17 protein-coding genes are annotated in these 15517 nt (G+C 34.2%); 14 read left to right on the forward strand and 3 right to left on the reverse strand.

Annotation, left to right across the window (positions count from 1 at the left end):
• Nucleotides 1-76: 76 nt before the first annotated feature.
• Nucleotides 77-1096 carry an AI-2E family transporter gene (locus tag ABH959_RS02455; RefSeq protein ID WP_002031308.1) on the forward strand — a complete coding sequence of 340 codons (1020 nt, stop codon included), beginning with the start codon at nucleotides 77-79 and terminating at the stop codon, nucleotides 1094-1096.
• Nucleotides 1097-1142: 46 nt separating this feature from the next.
• Here the strand turns inward: ABH959_RS02455 and ABH959_RS02460 are convergent, their stop codons facing one another.
• On the reverse strand, nucleotides 1143-1427 hold the full coding sequence (locus ABH959_RS02460) for a YesK family protein (RefSeq protein ID WP_113938219.1): 285 nt from the start codon (nucleotides 1425-1427) through the stop codon (nucleotides 1143-1145).
• 112 nt (nucleotides 1428-1539) lie between these two features.
• Nucleotides 1540-2484, reverse strand: coding sequence for an L-lactate dehydrogenase (locus ABH959_RS02465; protein WP_113938220.1), 945 nt, complete (start codon nucleotides 2482-2484; stop codon nucleotides 1540-1542).
• Between the two features lie 200 nt (nucleotides 2485-2684).
• On the opposite strand from ABH959_RS02465, the gene ABH959_RS02470 reads away from it, so the two are divergent.
• From ABH959_RS02470 to ABH959_RS02500, 7 genes are all read left to right on the forward strand, one after another.
• Complete coding sequence (locus tag ABH959_RS02470; protein ID WP_113938221.1) at nucleotides 2685-4121, forward strand: flavin monoamine oxidase family protein; 1437 nt, start codon at nucleotides 2685-2687, stop codon at nucleotides 4119-4121.
• A 117-nt stretch (nucleotides 4122-4238) separates the two neighbouring features.
• On the forward strand, nucleotides 4239-5156 hold the full coding sequence (locus ABH959_RS02475) for a CobW family GTP-binding protein (RefSeq protein ID WP_181777958.1): 918 nt from the start codon (nucleotides 4239-4241) through the stop codon (nucleotides 5154-5156).
• A 287-nt stretch (nucleotides 5157-5443) separates the two neighbouring features.
• Nucleotides 5444-6661 carry a substrate-binding domain-containing protein gene (locus tag ABH959_RS02480; protein WP_044444543.1) on the forward strand — a complete coding sequence of 406 codons (1218 nt, stop codon included), beginning with the start codon at nucleotides 5444-5446 and terminating at the stop codon, nucleotides 6659-6661.
• Between the two features lie 90 nt (nucleotides 6662-6751).
• Entirely contained in the window at nucleotides 6752-7525 is a 774-nt protein-coding gene (locus ABH959_RS02485) for an ABC transporter ATP-binding protein (protein WP_002135736.1), read from the forward strand.
• Nucleotides 7503-8204 carry a branched-chain amino acid ABC transporter ATP-binding protein gene (locus ABH959_RS02490; RefSeq protein WP_113938223.1) on the forward strand — a complete coding sequence of 234 codons (702 nt, stop codon included), beginning with the start codon at nucleotides 7503-7505 and terminating at the stop codon, nucleotides 8202-8204. The genes ABH959_RS02485 and ABH959_RS02490 overlap by 23 nt, the downstream gene beginning before the upstream one ends.
• Nucleotides 8205-8226: 22 nt before the next feature.
• A complete protein-coding gene (locus tag ABH959_RS02495) occupies nucleotides 8227-9087 on the forward strand; it encodes a branched-chain amino acid ABC transporter permease (protein WP_002135738.1) in 861 nt (286 codons plus the stop codon).
• A gap of 49 nt (nucleotides 9088-9136) precedes the next feature.
• Nucleotides 9137-10090 carry a branched-chain amino acid ABC transporter permease gene (locus ABH959_RS02500; protein ID WP_113938302.1) on the forward strand — a complete coding sequence of 318 codons (954 nt, stop codon included), beginning with the start codon at nucleotides 9137-9139 and terminating at the stop codon, nucleotides 10088-10090.
• 164 nt (nucleotides 10091-10254) lie between these two features.
• Here ABH959_RS02500 and ABH959_RS02505 read toward each other — a convergent pair whose 3' ends face one another.
• Nucleotides 10255-11043, reverse strand: a complete 789-nt coding sequence (locus ABH959_RS02505; protein WP_113938224.1) for a LysR family transcriptional regulator — start codon at nucleotides 11041-11043, stop codon at nucleotides 10255-10257.
• 120 nt (nucleotides 11044-11163) lie between these two features.
• Between ABH959_RS02505 and ABH959_RS02510 the strand changes: the two genes are divergently transcribed.
• From ABH959_RS02510 to ABH959_RS02535, 6 genes are all read left to right on the forward strand, one after another.
• Nucleotides 11164-11709, forward strand: a complete 546-nt coding sequence (locus ABH959_RS02510) for a DUF4865 family protein (RefSeq protein ID WP_113734663.1) — start codon at nucleotides 11164-11166, stop codon at nucleotides 11707-11709.
• 45 nt (nucleotides 11710-11754) lie between these two features.
• Complete coding sequence (locus tag ABH959_RS02515; protein ID WP_113938225.1) at nucleotides 11755-12165, forward strand: tautomerase family protein; 411 nt, start codon at nucleotides 11755-11757, stop codon at nucleotides 12163-12165.
• The gene (locus ABH959_RS02520; RefSeq protein ID WP_235661805.1) at nucleotides 12162-12485 is read left to right on the forward strand and encodes a carboxymuconolactone decarboxylase family protein; all 324 of its coding nucleotides are present in this window, start codon (nucleotides 12162-12164) and stop codon (nucleotides 12483-12485) included. Before ABH959_RS02515 ends, ABH959_RS02520 begins: the two co-directional genes overlap by 4 nt.
• 101 nt (nucleotides 12486-12586) lie before the next feature.
• Nucleotides 12587-13030, forward strand: a complete 444-nt coding sequence (locus ABH959_RS02525; RefSeq protein WP_113938227.1) for a MarR family winged helix-turn-helix transcriptional regulator — start codon at nucleotides 12587-12589, stop codon at nucleotides 13028-13030.
• Between the two features lie 52 nt (nucleotides 13031-13082).
• A complete protein-coding gene (locus ABH959_RS02530; protein ID WP_404492238.1) occupies nucleotides 13083-14024 on the forward strand; it encodes a ring-cleaving dioxygenase in 942 nt (313 codons plus the stop codon).
• 16 nt (nucleotides 14025-14040) lie between these two features.
• On the forward strand, nucleotides 14041-15096 hold the full coding sequence (locus ABH959_RS02535; protein ID WP_113938229.1) for an LLM class flavin-dependent oxidoreductase: 1056 nt from the start codon (nucleotides 14041-14043) through the stop codon (nucleotides 15094-15096).
• Nucleotides 15097-15517: the final 421 nt, after the last annotated feature.

Below are 15517 nucleotides of genomic sequence, written 5' to 3' on the forward strand. Positions count from 1 at the left end.
AGAAAGATTGTCTATAGAAGTTCATAAAATGTAATATATCCAATTTCCATCCATTGAAGGGGGAGGTTAATTTTTAATGAATGAAGTGAAAAATTTCTTTCGAAGTAGAGGGTTTCAACGGTTTCTCGTTTTAATAATATTAGTGCTTGTATTGTATGGATTAAAAAGTATGATTAATTTAATATTAATTACGTTTATTCTCACGTTTTTGATGGATCGATTTCAAAAGTTTATTTCAAAAAAATTAAAAGTAAATAGGAAAGTGGTTATTGCTGGTTTATATATTGTATTAGTGACGTTTATTGTAACTACACTATATAAATATTTGCCTGTACTAACGATACAAATTTCACAATTGATTTATCAATTTAAATTGTTTTTTCAAAACCCACCTGATAACGAGATAATTAAATATGCACTTTCGACAATTAATGGAATGGAAGTATCGAAATATATCGAACAAGGTGTAGATGTCATTTATCAATCGATAGCAAACATAGGAAAAGTCAGTTTACAAATACTACTTTCTCTTATTTTAAGTTTATTTTTCTTATTAGAAAAAGAACGCATTATAGCATTTACTTCGAAATTTAAAGATAGTAAGCTGAAAATTTTTTATGAGGAGATTGCATATTTCGGTGAAAGGTTTGCAAGGTCGTTCGGAAAAGTGATTGAAGCACAGTTTTTAATTGCGGTTGTAAATTGTGTGCTCACTGTAATTGCGCTTGTCATTTTAGGATTTCCACAGCTTCTTGTATTGGCTGTCATGGTCTTTCTACTCGGTTTGATTCCAGTTGCTGGTGTTATCATTTCCTTGTTTCCACTTTGTATCATTGCCTATAACGTCGGCGGGGTTGTGTATGTTGTTTACATACTAGTGTTCATTACAGTAATCCACGCTCTGGAAAGTTATTTATTAAATCCAAAATTTATGTCTGCAAAAACGAATTTACCTGTTTTTTATACATTTATGATTCTTATCTTTTCAGAGCATTTCCTCGGAATATGGGGGCTTATTATTGGGATTCCAATCTTTATCTTTTTATTAGATGTACTTGATGTAAATAATGATGAACCGATTAAAGATAATAAGTGATAGAAAATGATCGATGTTTTCTCTTGATGAAAACATCGGTCATTTATTATTTTTTCTTTGGAGGAGGTAGTTTAATGAAGGTATTTGCGATTAAAGCTATAATAACAGCAGCAAAAATAAAGACTGCGATTACACTAACTTCCATACCTGCCCATCCTCCTACAAGGAAGATACTTATCGGTATTGCTAACAAGCTTAAAATAATTAGAATCAATCCGAGATTCTTATCATATTTTTTAGTTGGAAATAGCGTTCTGATGATTAAGAAGAGGAAAAGTATTAAGGATGCTACAGCTAGCAAGAGGATTGCAATCGTCAAAGAATCATTCATGAAATCACCCCTTTTTATAGATAATATTACTGTTTAAATTGAGGGGGAACTATAAAAATATAAAAAAGCAATCCAATATAAATCGGATTGCTTTTTTGATTGGAAAATATGATTAAAGAACAGGAGCCATTGTTTCTTTCAATACTTGAACAGAGTGATCGAATTTTAATTCTTCCTCTTCACTTAGTTCAACTTCTAAAATTTCACGAACACCGCCGCGGTTTAAAACAGCAGGTACGCCGATATAAACATCTTGTTGGCCGTATTGACCTTCAAGATATGCTGATACAGTTAATACGCTGTTTTCATTGCTTAAGATTGCTTTCGTAACACGTAAAAGTGACATGCCGATGCCGTAGTATGTAGCACCTTTTCGTTCAATAATGTGATAAGCTGCATCACGAACGTTTACGAAAATATCATCTAAATCTTTTTGGTTATATGTGTTGTCTTTTTCAAGAAGCGTTTGTAGTTTTTGAATACCAATTGATACGTGACTCCACACCGGAAGTTCTGTATCACCGTGCTCTCCGATAATATAAGCGTGAATGTTATGAGGTCCAATATCGAAGTACTCACCTAACATATAGCGGAAACGAGCTGAGTCAAGAGTTGTACCAGAACCGATTACGCGTTCTTTCGGTAATCCAGATTCTTTCCAAGTTACGTAAGTTAAAATATCTACAGGGTTTGTTGCGATTAAGAAGATGCCATCAAAGCCGCTATTCATAATGCTACGAACAATTTGTTTGAAAATTTTAGCGTTTTTCTCAACTAAATCTAAACGTGTTTCACCTGGTTTTTGTGGCAATCCAGCTGTAATTACAACAAGATCTGCGTCTTTACAATCTTCATAACTACCTTTCCAAACCTTTGTTGGAGCTGGTGCGAAAGGTACGGCATGGCTTAAGTCCATTGCTTCTCCTTCAGCTTTTGCTTCATTTACATCAACTAAAACAAATTCTTCAGCTACAGCTTGGTTAATCATACAGTAAGCATAACTACATCCAACTGCTCCTGTTCCTACTAATACAACACGGTTAATACCTTTTTTCATTTCAAAATTCCTCGCTATTTCATAAATTTTATTATGTAAGATAATACGTCTTACTTCTATAGTTTCATATCTATTTTATTACATTTTATAAAAGATATTCAAGTGATTGAAAATGTATCCACTCAATTGCTTGAATGAAACATAGGAATCCTGTTAAACGAATATAATTCAGTAAAATCCTTCATAAAAGGGGAATGGGCATGGGGAATCCATTATCGATGGAACAAATGCTTCAAATTATTCATGAAGGGCTTGCCAAAACGAATAACCCCAAACGGATTACAATTGCCGGTGCAGGGATGTCTGGATTAGTTGCAGCATCTTTATTAAAAGAGGCTGGGCACGAGGTAACGATTATAGAAGCAAATAACAGAATAGGTGGCAGGGTGTATACGATTCGGGAACCATTTAGTGCAGGATTATATTTTAACGCAGGTCCTATGCGTATTCCGGATACTCATGATTTAACTTTAGCCTACATTCGTAAATTTAAACTACCGTTAAACCTTTTTATTAATAAAACTTCTTCAGATATAATTTATACGAATAACAAAAGAACGAGATTGGATGTGTTTGAAAAGGACCCAAGTGTACTTGGATATCCAGTTTTAGATAAAGAAAAGGGGAAAACGGCAGAAGGATTAATGTTAGAGGTATTGGAACCGATACTTAATTATATTAAGAAAGATCCTAATAAAAACTGGATTATTGTTGAAAAAAAGTATAAAACATATTCGCTCGGTTCATTTTTAACCGAGTATTATTCAGATGGGGCAATAGATATGATCGGAGTACTTCTTGATATGGAAGCATACATGGGAATGTCTTTAATTGAAGTATTACGCGAAATAATCTTTTTCACTTCAACGACGAAATATTATGAGATAACGGGCGGAATGGATAAATTACCAAATTCATTTTTACCAGAGCTAAAGGATAATATTTTTATGTCGTATAAAGTAGAAAAAATTATACAGGAAGATAATAAAGTAATGATGCAAGTAACACATGAACAAACGTTAAATTCATTTATAGTAACTGGTGACATCGCTATTGTCACAATTCCATTTTCAGCTTTGCGATTTGTAGAAGTTCAGCCATATCATTTATTCTCTTATTATAAAAGGCGGGCAATTCGTGAATTAAATTATATTGCTTCAACTAAAATTGCGATAGAGTTTAAAAGTAGATTTTGGGAAAGAGCAGGACAATATGGTGGTAAGTCAATTACAGATTTACCTATCCGCTTTACATATTATCCGAGCTATGGAATTCATACACCAGGGGCGGCTATCGTTTTAGTGAGTTATACGTGGGCAGATGAGGCGTTAACGTGGGATAGTCTCTCGAATAGAGAACGTATTCGTTATGCGTTGAAAAATTTAGCGCAAATATATGGAAATGTGGTTTATAGTGAGTATGTTGCGGGAGAATCTTTTAGCTGGAGTCAAAATCCGTATTCTTGCGGAGCATTTACAGCTTTTGAACCAGGGCAAGAGCTTGAATTGTTTCCATATATTACGCCGCCAGCGGGTAGAGTGCACTTTGCAGGAGAACATACGACATTAACACATGGATGGATGCAAGGAGCAATCGAGTCTGGAATTAGAGTTGCTCATGAAGTGAATGGAAAATGAAACGATAATCTAGCAGTTTTGTTTACAAATAGGTATTCTTTTAATAAAATGATAAATATAAATCGTAATAATTACGCTTTGAATAAATTTGAAGTAGAGAAATGGATGGTCGGTCGAATGAGTAAAGTAGAAATTCATATATTAGGTGGTTTTTTAGGTAGCGGAAAATCAACATTGCTGCAAAATTTATTATTAGCAGAAAAGAAGAAAAATCGAAAAGTTGCAGTTTTAATGAATGAAATCGGTGAATACTCGGTAGATACAGATATTATTGGAAAAGAGAATGTGTTAAGGGAACTTCTGAAAGGATGTATTTGTTGTACGTTAAAAGAAGAGCTTGAAATTCAATTACATTCTTTATATCAACAAGAAAGACCAGATGTAATTTATATAGAAACAACAGGTGTCGCACATCCAATTGAAGTGTTAGATGCATGTGTATCACCAATTTTAGCTCCTTTCCTTGAAGTGAAATCTATAGTAGTCGTATTAGATGCAGTAAGATGGTTAAACCGAAGTATATTAAGTGCAAATGTACAACAGCTATTACATGAGCAAATGAAATATGGAAGTCATATTCTTATTAATAAATCAGATTTATTAACAGATTCGGATAAGCACAAAGTACTTGAAGACGTAAAAGCAATAAATAATCATGCGAAATTGTTTGAAACAAAATATTGTAATATATCTTTAGAAGACATAGAAGAAGCTGAATTTACGAATGATGGGGAACATGAGACACTACATGTCAAACAGCATTTACATATACAAACGATGACGTATCAATTTACGAAATCGATTGATCAAGATAAATTATACGAATGGCTTTCGAATTTACCAGATAGTATTTATCGCGTAAAAGGATTTGTGAAATTCCATGGAGATAAATACCCTCACTTATTCCAATATTCATTTGGCGTACCAACTTTACTGGAACAAGACTTCGGTTTCCCGACAAATTTGGTAGTAATAGGGGAAGGATTAGATAAGAAGCAATTGGTTGAGGGGTTAGAGAAAGTCGAAAATAATTAATCATTTTTTTTTAGGTAAGCTGCAAATAATTGACTTAATGAATTAAGTTAATTATTTGCAGCTTTTTGCGTGATGATTACTGTAGTGAAACAGTAATTTCATTTGAACAACGGAATATATATTGATTGTATGTCCGTTTCCATTTAATAGGAAGGTGATTATAGATTTGTGCCGAATGTAGAGGTTACTACAAGAGTTTTCCATTACCAATTTTAAAGTCATGATTACGGACAGGGGAATTTGGCGTGTTTGATTCTATCAGAAAGTAAAGTATGGGGAGGATCACAATGTCGATGAAAAAACGTAAATGGCTAAGAACGGTGGTTACTGGTTGTGTTTTAGGGTCATTATTAGTAACAGTAGCTTGTTCGGGAAAGAAGACAAGTACAGAAGATGAAAAAACGATTAAGGTAGGGGTTCTTGCTTCGTTAACAGGTCCATTAGAATCGTATGGAAAACAAACAGTGAACGGGTTTGAATTAGGGTTAGATTATGCAACTGGTGGAACTGGGAAAGTGGAAGGGAAGAAGATTAAGTTTGTTGTAGAAGATACGGAAACGAAAGCCGATGTAGCGGTTAAGAAAGCTACGAAATTATTAGAAGAAGAGAAAGTTGATTTTTTAGTCGGATCATCTAGTTCAAGTGATACATTAGCAGTTTTACCACTAGCTGAAGAGTATAAAAAGATTATGGTTGTAGAACCAGCAGTTGCTGATAGTATTACCGGGAAGAACTGGAATAAATATATTTTTAGAACAGGTAGAAACTCTTCGCAAGATGCGATTGCTGGGGCTGCCTCAATTGCTAAAAAAGATGTAAAGATTGCGACGTTTGCTCCAGATAATGCTTTCGGTCGTGAAGGGATTGCAGCATTTAAAGCGGGAGCAAAGAAATTAGGTGCGAATATTGTAAACGAGCAATACGCGGATACGAATTCAACTGATTTCACTGCAAATATTCAAAATATTATTAGCTCAAAACCAGATTATTTATTTATCGTTTGGGCAGGTGCGAATTCACCATGGAAACAGTTGAAAGATATGAATGTGGAAGCGCAAGGTATTAAAATTTCTACTGGTGCACCTGATATACCAGCATTAAAAACGATGGATGCGCTAATAGGGATGCAAGGGTTTTCTGTTTATTATCACTCACTTCCAAAGAATAAGGTGAACGATTGGCTAGTAGAAGAACATAAAAAACGTTTTAATGGTGCTGTTCCAGATCTGTTTACAGCAGGAGGAATGTCAGCGGCAATTTCTATCGTCGAATCTTTAAAGAAAACGAAGGGCGATACAGATGTAGATACACTTATTAAGAAAATGGAAGGGATGGAATTTGAGACACCGAAAGGAAAGATGAAATTTAGAGAGAAGGATCATCAAGCATTACAAACTCTATATTCTATAACGCTGAAAAAGCAAGATGGTGTTGATTATCCAGTACCAGTGTTAGAGAGAGAATTAACGATGAAAGAGACAGAACCATCAATTCAGAATAAATAGACTGAATTTTCTGTTGTTTTTGTATAAAGAGGGAATACCCTCTTTATACTTGTTTCTTTCATAAACATGGCTTTCAGTGGGAGGGATTTTATGACACATTTGTTAGAGACGAAAAATCTTTGTGTATCTTTTGGGGATCATCATGTTATTAAGGATGTTAATTTAACGGTACAAAAAGGAAAGCTCATTTCAATAATTGGACCGAATGGTGCTGGAAAGACAACACTATTCAATTTATTAAGTGGGCAAATTTCTCCGACGAAAGGTGAAGTTTATTTTAAAGGACAGGATATTACAAAATTATCAATTTCAGATCGAACGCGCTTGGGGATTGGTCGTTCTTTTCAGCTGACAAATATTTTTCCAGAGCTAACAGTGCTTGAAAATGTACGTCTAAGTGTTCAATCGTTTGTTCAGGATTATTACAGTTTCTTTCCGAATGCAGCCAAGTTAAAGCAGCAAACTGGAGAAGCGAGACGTCTTTTGAAGACAGTACTCCTTCACGAGAAAGGGGACGTATTAGCTAAGGATTTAGCTCACGGAGAAAAAAGAAAGTTAGAGCTTGCTATGTTATTAGCATTAAAAACGGATGTATTACTACTAGATGAGCCGACAGCAGGTATTTCTGTTGAGGAAGTTCCGGCTATATTACAAGTAATCGAAAATATTAAAAAGAATCCAGAGAGCACAATCGTACTTATCGAACACAAAATGGATATGGTGCTAGATTTATCAGATCATCTTATCGTTTTATTTCATGGAGAGTTATTGGCTGAAGGATTGCCGGAAGAAATGATGAAAGACGAGCGAGTACAAAGTGCTTATTTAGGGGGATTATATAGTGGCACTACTACAAGTGAATAATATAGAGACGTATTTAGATCAGTTTCATATTTTACAAGGGGTGTCCCTTTCGGTTGAGAAGGGAACGATTACAGTATTGTTTGGAAGAAATGGAGCTGGAAAAACAACAACATTACGCTCGGTTATGGGGTTTCACCGGATAGCAAATGGAGAAGTTTATTATGATAGTACACAAGTAAATGGATTATCTACACATTTAATTTCAAGGAAAGGAATAGGGTATGTACCAGAAAATCAAGGTATTTTTCACGACCTGACAGTAGAAGAAACATTCGCTCTTGCTAGGGGGAAGGGAGAAGAAGCGGAAGAAAAAATAGACTGGATGCTTGAATTATTTCCAGATTTAAAGCAATTTTGGCACAAAAAAAGCGGACTCTTAAGCGGAGGGCAAAAGCAAATGCTAGCAATTTCAAGAGCATTTATTAATAGTGATGGTTTATTACTTATTGATGAGCCGAGTAAAGGGCTGTCTCCAATTATGATAGAAAAATTAATGGTAGCAATTTTGAAAATGAAGGAAAAAACGACTGTTTTACTTGTTGAACAAAATTTTATGATGGCTAGTCAAATCGGTGATTATTTTTACATTATGGATAATGGGCGCATTGTGCATAACGGTTTCATGGAGGAACTGCGAGAGGATAAGGAAACATGTCATAAATATTTAGGTATTTCTTAACATTGATACGGGGGGATAGAACGTGGATGTGCTAATTAACTTATTTGTAAATGGCGTTTCGACAGGGATGCTTATTTTTTTATTAGCGTCTGGTCTATCACTTATTTTCGGTTTAATGAGCGTACTAAATTTTGCGCATGGCGGTTTATTTGCATGGGGAGCATTTACAGGTGTTTGGTTATTTAATATGACAGATAGTTATTTATTAGCGCTAATTGGGGCAGTCGCTATGGGTATGTTTCTCGGTTTCATTTTAGAAAGATTTCTTATTAGACCAGTGTATGGAAACCATGTGCGGCAGCTTCTCGTGACACTCGGAGGAATGCTCGTTCTTAGCGAGTGCATCAAAATATTTTGGGGTCCTAATCCAATTGCTGCAAAATTACCGTTATGGTTACAAGGTAGTTATACATTTGAAGGCGTTATATTAATTAAATATCGTCTATTCGTTATTTTAATTGGGATCATCATTTACATTGCCTTACTATTATTGCTCAAAAAAACAAAGATAGGTCTTATGATTCGCGCAGGTGTAATGGATAAAGAGATGGTTCAAGCGCTCGGTATTAATGTAAAAGCGATATTTTCTTTCGTCTTTTTATTAGGAGCAGGGATGGCGGCTTTGGGAGGTTTCTTATTAGCACCGTATTCAGGTGTTATTTTCGCCGAGATGGGTATGCAGTATGCGATTTTAGCTTTTATAGTAGTGATAATTGGAGGATTAGGAAGCGTACAAGGTTCAGCAATCGCTTCTTTAATTGTTGGATTAGCTGGTGCTTTTACAGCATATTTTATACCGGATTTATCACTTGCAATTAATATGTTAATGTTACTATTTTTCTTAATAGTGAAGCCAACGGGCCTTGTTGGTGAAAAGGGGTGAAACGGTGAACAGCACATCAAATCGAATTAAAGTATACTTCGGAGTATTTATGCTCATTTGTTTAAGTGTATTTCCATTCGTAAATGATTCACGGAGCTTGTTAATTTTGTTCACTCAAATCTTCATCTTTGCTATTTTTGCAATGAGTTTTGATGTATTACTTGGATATACAGGAATTGTATCATTCGGCCATTGTATGTTCTTTGGAATAGGGGCGTATGGTGTGGCACTCTTATTTGATCGGCAAGGGGTGTCTATAACGAACTTTTTTATAGGAATAGCAGCCGCAATTATTGTATCAGCCATCGTTAGTTATATAATCGGTTTGCTTTCTTTACGGCTGAAAAGTCATTTTTATGCAATGTTAACGCTCGCTATTTCCCAGCTGTTTTTTGTACTTGCTGAAAAATGGCGTTCACTGACTCACGGAGGAGATGGATTTACATTTCGTGTACCAGATATATTCCGTGATCGTTTTACATTTTATTATATAACATTTATATGTCTAATCGTCATTTTCATCTTGTTACGTCTTTTCACAAAGTCTTCAATTGGGAAAGTATTAAAGGCGATTTCACAAAATGAACAACGAGTTGAAGCACTTGGCTATAAAGTTCTTCATTATAAAATTATTGCTAGTGTTGTTGCAGGAGTAGTTGCAGCGATTAGCGGTGGTTTATTTGTCATCACATTACGCTTTGTAAATACGACGGTATTTTCAATTGAAATGACGTTAAATGCATTATTGATGACAATGATTGGGGGAGTTGGAACGTTAATCGGAGCTATTGCTGGAGCAGGAATTATTGAATCACTAAAATATTATTTATCAGAACTAGCTACAGAGTATCCGATTTTTGAACGATGGACGATTATTCTTGGTTTATTGTACATTATCGTGCTACTAGTTTTTCCGAAAGGGTTAGTTGGAACAGTTAAGAAGTTGAAGAATTTTAAAAGGGGTAAGAAGGAGAAGAGCACAGGGGTGGAGCAGAACGTGTAAAATAAGTTTTCAAGATGAAAAGGGATGTCCTAGTAGTTAGACATATTAACTAGGTAACATCCCTTTTTATTTTATTAGGCCGTACGATAGTATATGAAGTTATATTAGCGATTCGAAAAGGGATATCTATTTACCCGTAAAATACGACAAGTGTAGCCTCTTTATTAATTAAATAGTTCACCTGGAATCACTTTATTTAAGTCTCGAGTTGTAAAGAAGTTAATAGGTAGTTTTTCAACCGCGACATTTTCAACTGAAACTAATTTATCATTTCTAATCGGTAAAAAAGCTATCCCATTTCCCTCAACAATAAACTCTTCAATAAGCGAATAAGAATCTAACTGTTGAAGTTGATGCTGAGATAGATTGTTTTCTTTTAGAAATTGTATTGTCATATTTCTAAAAGGGCACTTTTTATCGTTACTAACAAAGAAAAGTTCTTTTGAAAAGTCAATGTTACACTGTTCTTTCGCTTTTAATAAGCCTACAGAAATTGAAGTGGTGAATACTTTTTTAAACGCTGCGTCGGGATAATCCTCATAAGTTATGACCATATCAACTTTTTGTTGCTGTAGTAGTTTTTGTAAATGGCTACTACTTTCTATATATATTTGATAATTCCTGAAATTTTCTTTAATACGCATACTTAAATAATTAGTCAAAATAGATTGTGACGTCGCTATTACATAAGAAGAAGCACTTGTTTTAATTTCATCTTTCGCTTCTTCTAAAAGAGCTAATATTTTATTCGTGTAGTCTAATAAAATGTCACCAGAAGGTAACAGGGAGACACCTTTGTTATCTCTATGTAGTAAAGGTGTTTCCAATTCTTGTTCTAATTTTTTGATTCGCTCAGTTACATTTGGTTGTACATAGCCTAGCTCTTTAGCAGCTTTACTAATAGATCCTTCGTTAGCTACAGTTTTGAATATAATAAGATCATTTATTTCCATTCATTTCAGCCCCTTATACGGTATCATTATAAATGATATCAAACATAATTTATACCTATTTTACGTCAGCCGATCATCGGTTTATCATTATGTATATAAGATCGAAAGTGAGTGATAAACATGATTGGTATGCAATATAAGGTCATTTTACCAAAGGATTATGACATGGAGATTATTAAAAAAAGGGTAAAGGATAATGGGTTTAAAACTGATGGTTTTCAAGAACTAAATTTTAAGGCTTATTTAATTACTGAGACAGGTAAGGATGGGAATTTCTATAACTGTTATGCACCTTTATATATGTGGAATGGTCATGAAGGGATGAACAAATTTATATTCGAAGGGTATTACGATAATATTTTGCAATCGTTTGGGTGGCAACAAATAAATATAGGTGTTCCATTAGTTGTTAATTTAAGTAATGATTTTAGAAAAAGTAGATATGCTGTTGAATATGCAGGGAGTATTTCTCAAAGTAAATCGCTGATTGGGACGCAATTAAATAAAGTAAATGAAAATGTGCAAAACATAGAAAAATGTTTAGGAAATGTAATAGTTTATAATCCGGATAAGTGGGGATATAGTCAATTCAGTTTTTATAAGGAAAAGCCTGAAATAGATGTAATGGACGATGTTACTATTTATGAGATTTTACATATTTCATGAGGATATGTTGTTGAATGCTAAATTAAGAAAAAGGAATGAAAATGTATGCCTTTTGTGAACGTTTATTATCATGAAGATATAGTAAATAAAGAAGAGTTGAAAAAGATAGGTGAATGTATCCATCTTTCATTAATTGAACATTTTAACATCCCTGAAAATGATTATTTTCAAATATTTTTACCTTATCAACGAAATCAATTTTTGTATAATCCATATTATTTGTTGGAAAGAGGAGAAATGAGAACTGAGAATATGATTCATGTTTCTATTACATGTGGACCTGGAAGAACAGTACAACAGAAAAAAGGTTTGTATCAATCTATATCCTTTGAAGTTTCGGAATGTTCCAACGTAAAAGTTACTGACATTTTTATTACATTACATGAGACAGATGCTGAAAACTGGTCATTTGGTCAAGGGATGGCACAATTGGTAAAAATGAAGGGAGCAAAATGATGAATGAACCAATTGAATTTTATATTCCAAAGAAAATGAGAGAAATAGCACCTGTATTTTCTCATTATAGTGAAGAGATATTATTTGAGGAAGTGTGGCGGGATGCCGCTTTAACATTAAGAGAAAGAAGCTTATGTACATTGTCGGCACTAATCAGTCTTGGTAATACAGAACAATTATCATTTCATCTGAAGCTAGCTAAACAAAATGGGATAATGGAGAATGAATTAGTTGCATTAATAACACATATGGCTTTTTACGTTGGTTGGCCAAAAGCTGTGGCAGCTTTAAATATAGCAATGAATGAAATGGAAAGTTAAGAATAATGATTTTGGGAGGTATTTTTAACATATTTCTACTTGCATTACTATCACTTGAGTGGTAAAGTGATAGTAAGATCAACGCTAGGAAGTGATGAAACATGCGTGAAAATACGATAGGATCGTTAATATGGCTACGTTTAATACGATTTACGAACCAAAGTAATCAAATGTCAAATGAGTTTTTAAAACGTTTTGATTTAACAACAGCCCAATTTGATGTGCTTTTGCAAATACGGACTTATCAGCCATTAACACAAATGGAGTTAGCAGAAAAGGTTACCGTTACACAAGGCGGCATTTCTCGAATGTTAACACGTCTTGAAAAAGAAGGATATATTATACGAAAACAAGATTGGAAAACGAAAACAATTAGTCTTACAGGGCAAGGGGAAGCGGCTTTAGAAAGAGCATTGCCAGAGCAACTTGCATTTCAATCATCATTTTTTGATGATGTATTAAATGAAGAAGAGCAGAAAATACTATACGAGTTGATGTCAAAAGTTCATAAGCATAGTGAAAAAAAAGAATTACCGAATGAGTAATTTTTTTTACTTAATCAATTGACTAATCAAGTGATAAAGAGGAGGAAGTTTTATGTATACAATTCCAGGACATCACCACATTTCTATGGTGACTAAAAATGCGAAAACGAATAATAATTTTTATCGAGATGTTTTAGGATTACGCCGGGTGAAAAAGACAGTCAATCAAGATAATCCATTTATGTATCATTTGTTTTATGGTGATTTAACAGGGAGTGCCGGAACTGAATTATCATTTTTTGAAATGCCGAATGTAGGTAGAACAATCCGTGGTACAAATGCAATAACACAAATAGGCTTGCTCGTACCTTCAATAGAAAGTCTTACATTTTGGAAGAGACGTTTTGAGTCACTCCAGGTGGCGCTTGGGGAAATTACAACTTACGCCGGAAGAGACGCACTGCACTTTGAAGATCCAGATGGTCTACGGTTAGTGCTGTTAAATAATAAAGATGAAGAGGTGCCTGAATATTGGACTGCATGGGATGAATCTTCTGTAGAGCAGAATCATCGTATTTTAGGCATGGGAACAGTTGAAATGACAGTGCGCAGTTTAAATAAATTATCAAAAACATTAACAGGTTTGTTTAGTTATAAAGAAGTATCTCGTTCAGACGATGAGGGGATTTATCAATCTATTGATGGTCAATCTTTTGGAGAAATTTTGGTGAAACAGCAAGATGGGGAGAGTGAAAGACCAGGAAAAGGAAGTATTCATCATTTAGCTATTCGTGTGAAAAATGATGAAGAACTGAGTTATTGGAATGAAGCGGTGAAAGATAAAGGGTTCCAATCAACAGGGATTATCGATCGCTTTTATTTTAAAAGTTTATATTTCCGTGAGTCAAATGGCATTTTATTTGAGATTGCGACGGATGGACCAGGATTTACAGTAGATTCAGCAGTTGAAGAATTAGGAAAAGAGCTGGATTTACCACCATTTTTAGAAGAGAGAAGAAAAGAGATTGAAGAGAAATTAATACCGCTTTATTAAAAGGGAGAGAGCAACTATGGAAAAATACCGTATTGATACAAGTAAGGGAATTGAATTTGGATTATATTCAATTGGAGATCATATTTTAAATCCGCATAATGGTTCGAAAATAAGTGCAGAAAAAAGAATTCATGAACTAATTGAAACAGCTAAGTTAGCAGATGAAGCTGGAATTGATGTGTTTGCTGTCGGTGAAAGTCATCAAGCGCATTTTACAACGCAAGCTCATACAGTTATTTTAGGAGCTATTGCACAAGCTACGAAAAACATTAAAATCGCGAGTTCCGCAACAGTATTAAGCACGTCAGATCCGGTTCGTGTATATGAGGATTTTGCCACAATTGATTTAATTTCTAGTGGTCGTGCTGAAATCGTTGCTGGTCGTGGATCTCGTATTGGGGGATATAGTTTACTTGGTTACGATGTAAATTATTATGAAGAACTATTTGAAGAGAAGATGGATCTTTTATTAAAAATAAATAAAGAAGAAAGTGTAACATGGAAAGGGCAGTTTAGAACGCCACTTGAACATGCGGCAATTATACCGAGAGCTAAAAATAACAATATGCCAATTTGGCGTGCTGTTGGAGGGCCACCTGCTAGTGCAATTAAGGCAGGACGCGCAGGTGTACCAATGATGCTTACGACACTTGGTGGCCCAGCTGTTAATTTTAAAGTTTCGGTTGATGCATATCGTGAAGCAGCTGAGCAAAGTGGTTTTGATCCAGCAACATTACCAATTGCGACAACAAGTTTATTTTATACAGCAGAAAATTCACAAGATGCACTTAGTGAATATTATCCTCATATTAATGCTGGTATGCTTGCGCTACGCGGTGGTGGGTATCCAAAACAACAATTTACTAACGCAGTAGATCACCGTGATGCGTTAATGATTGGTAGCCCGCAACAAATTATTGAAAAAATGCTTTATCAATATGAATTATTTGGACAGCAACGTTTTATGGCACAGATTGATTTTGGCGGTGTACCATTTGATAAGATTGAGAAAAACATTGAATTAATTGCTACTGAAATTATGCCGGCTGTTAGAAAATATACAACGAAATAATGAAAAAAGTACCGGGAATATAATCTATTCTCGGTACTTTTTTATTTAGTCAGTTTGAAAAATGACAAAAAAACGAATTTTATGTCTAGAGAAAGGGGAGTTTTTTTCTATTTGTGAATAACAATATTGTTGATTTGAATTTTGGAAATACATTTTTCTCTTGACAAAAATCTAACGTGTTTTCAGGTTTGATTCCAGGACATTTTTTAAGGTGAAAGTCAAGCGTATGAAGAGAAAAACATAATAATAATTGATATAAGAGTGTGTTGTATGTTTGAAAAGTACGTTTTTAAAATGTGAAAAATCTAATTCAAAAAAATTACAAAAGACATATTTCAGACAAAATCCTGTCAATAATACGTCAAAAATCACCTGAATTTATTATGTAAGTATATTATACAATTCGATTAACGAATAAAAC

This window comes from Bacillus sp. RC51 (assembly GCF_044908115.1).
GTDB classification, from domain to species: Bacteria; Bacillota; Bacilli; order Bacillales; family Bacillaceae_G; genus Bacillus_A; species Bacillus_A mycoides.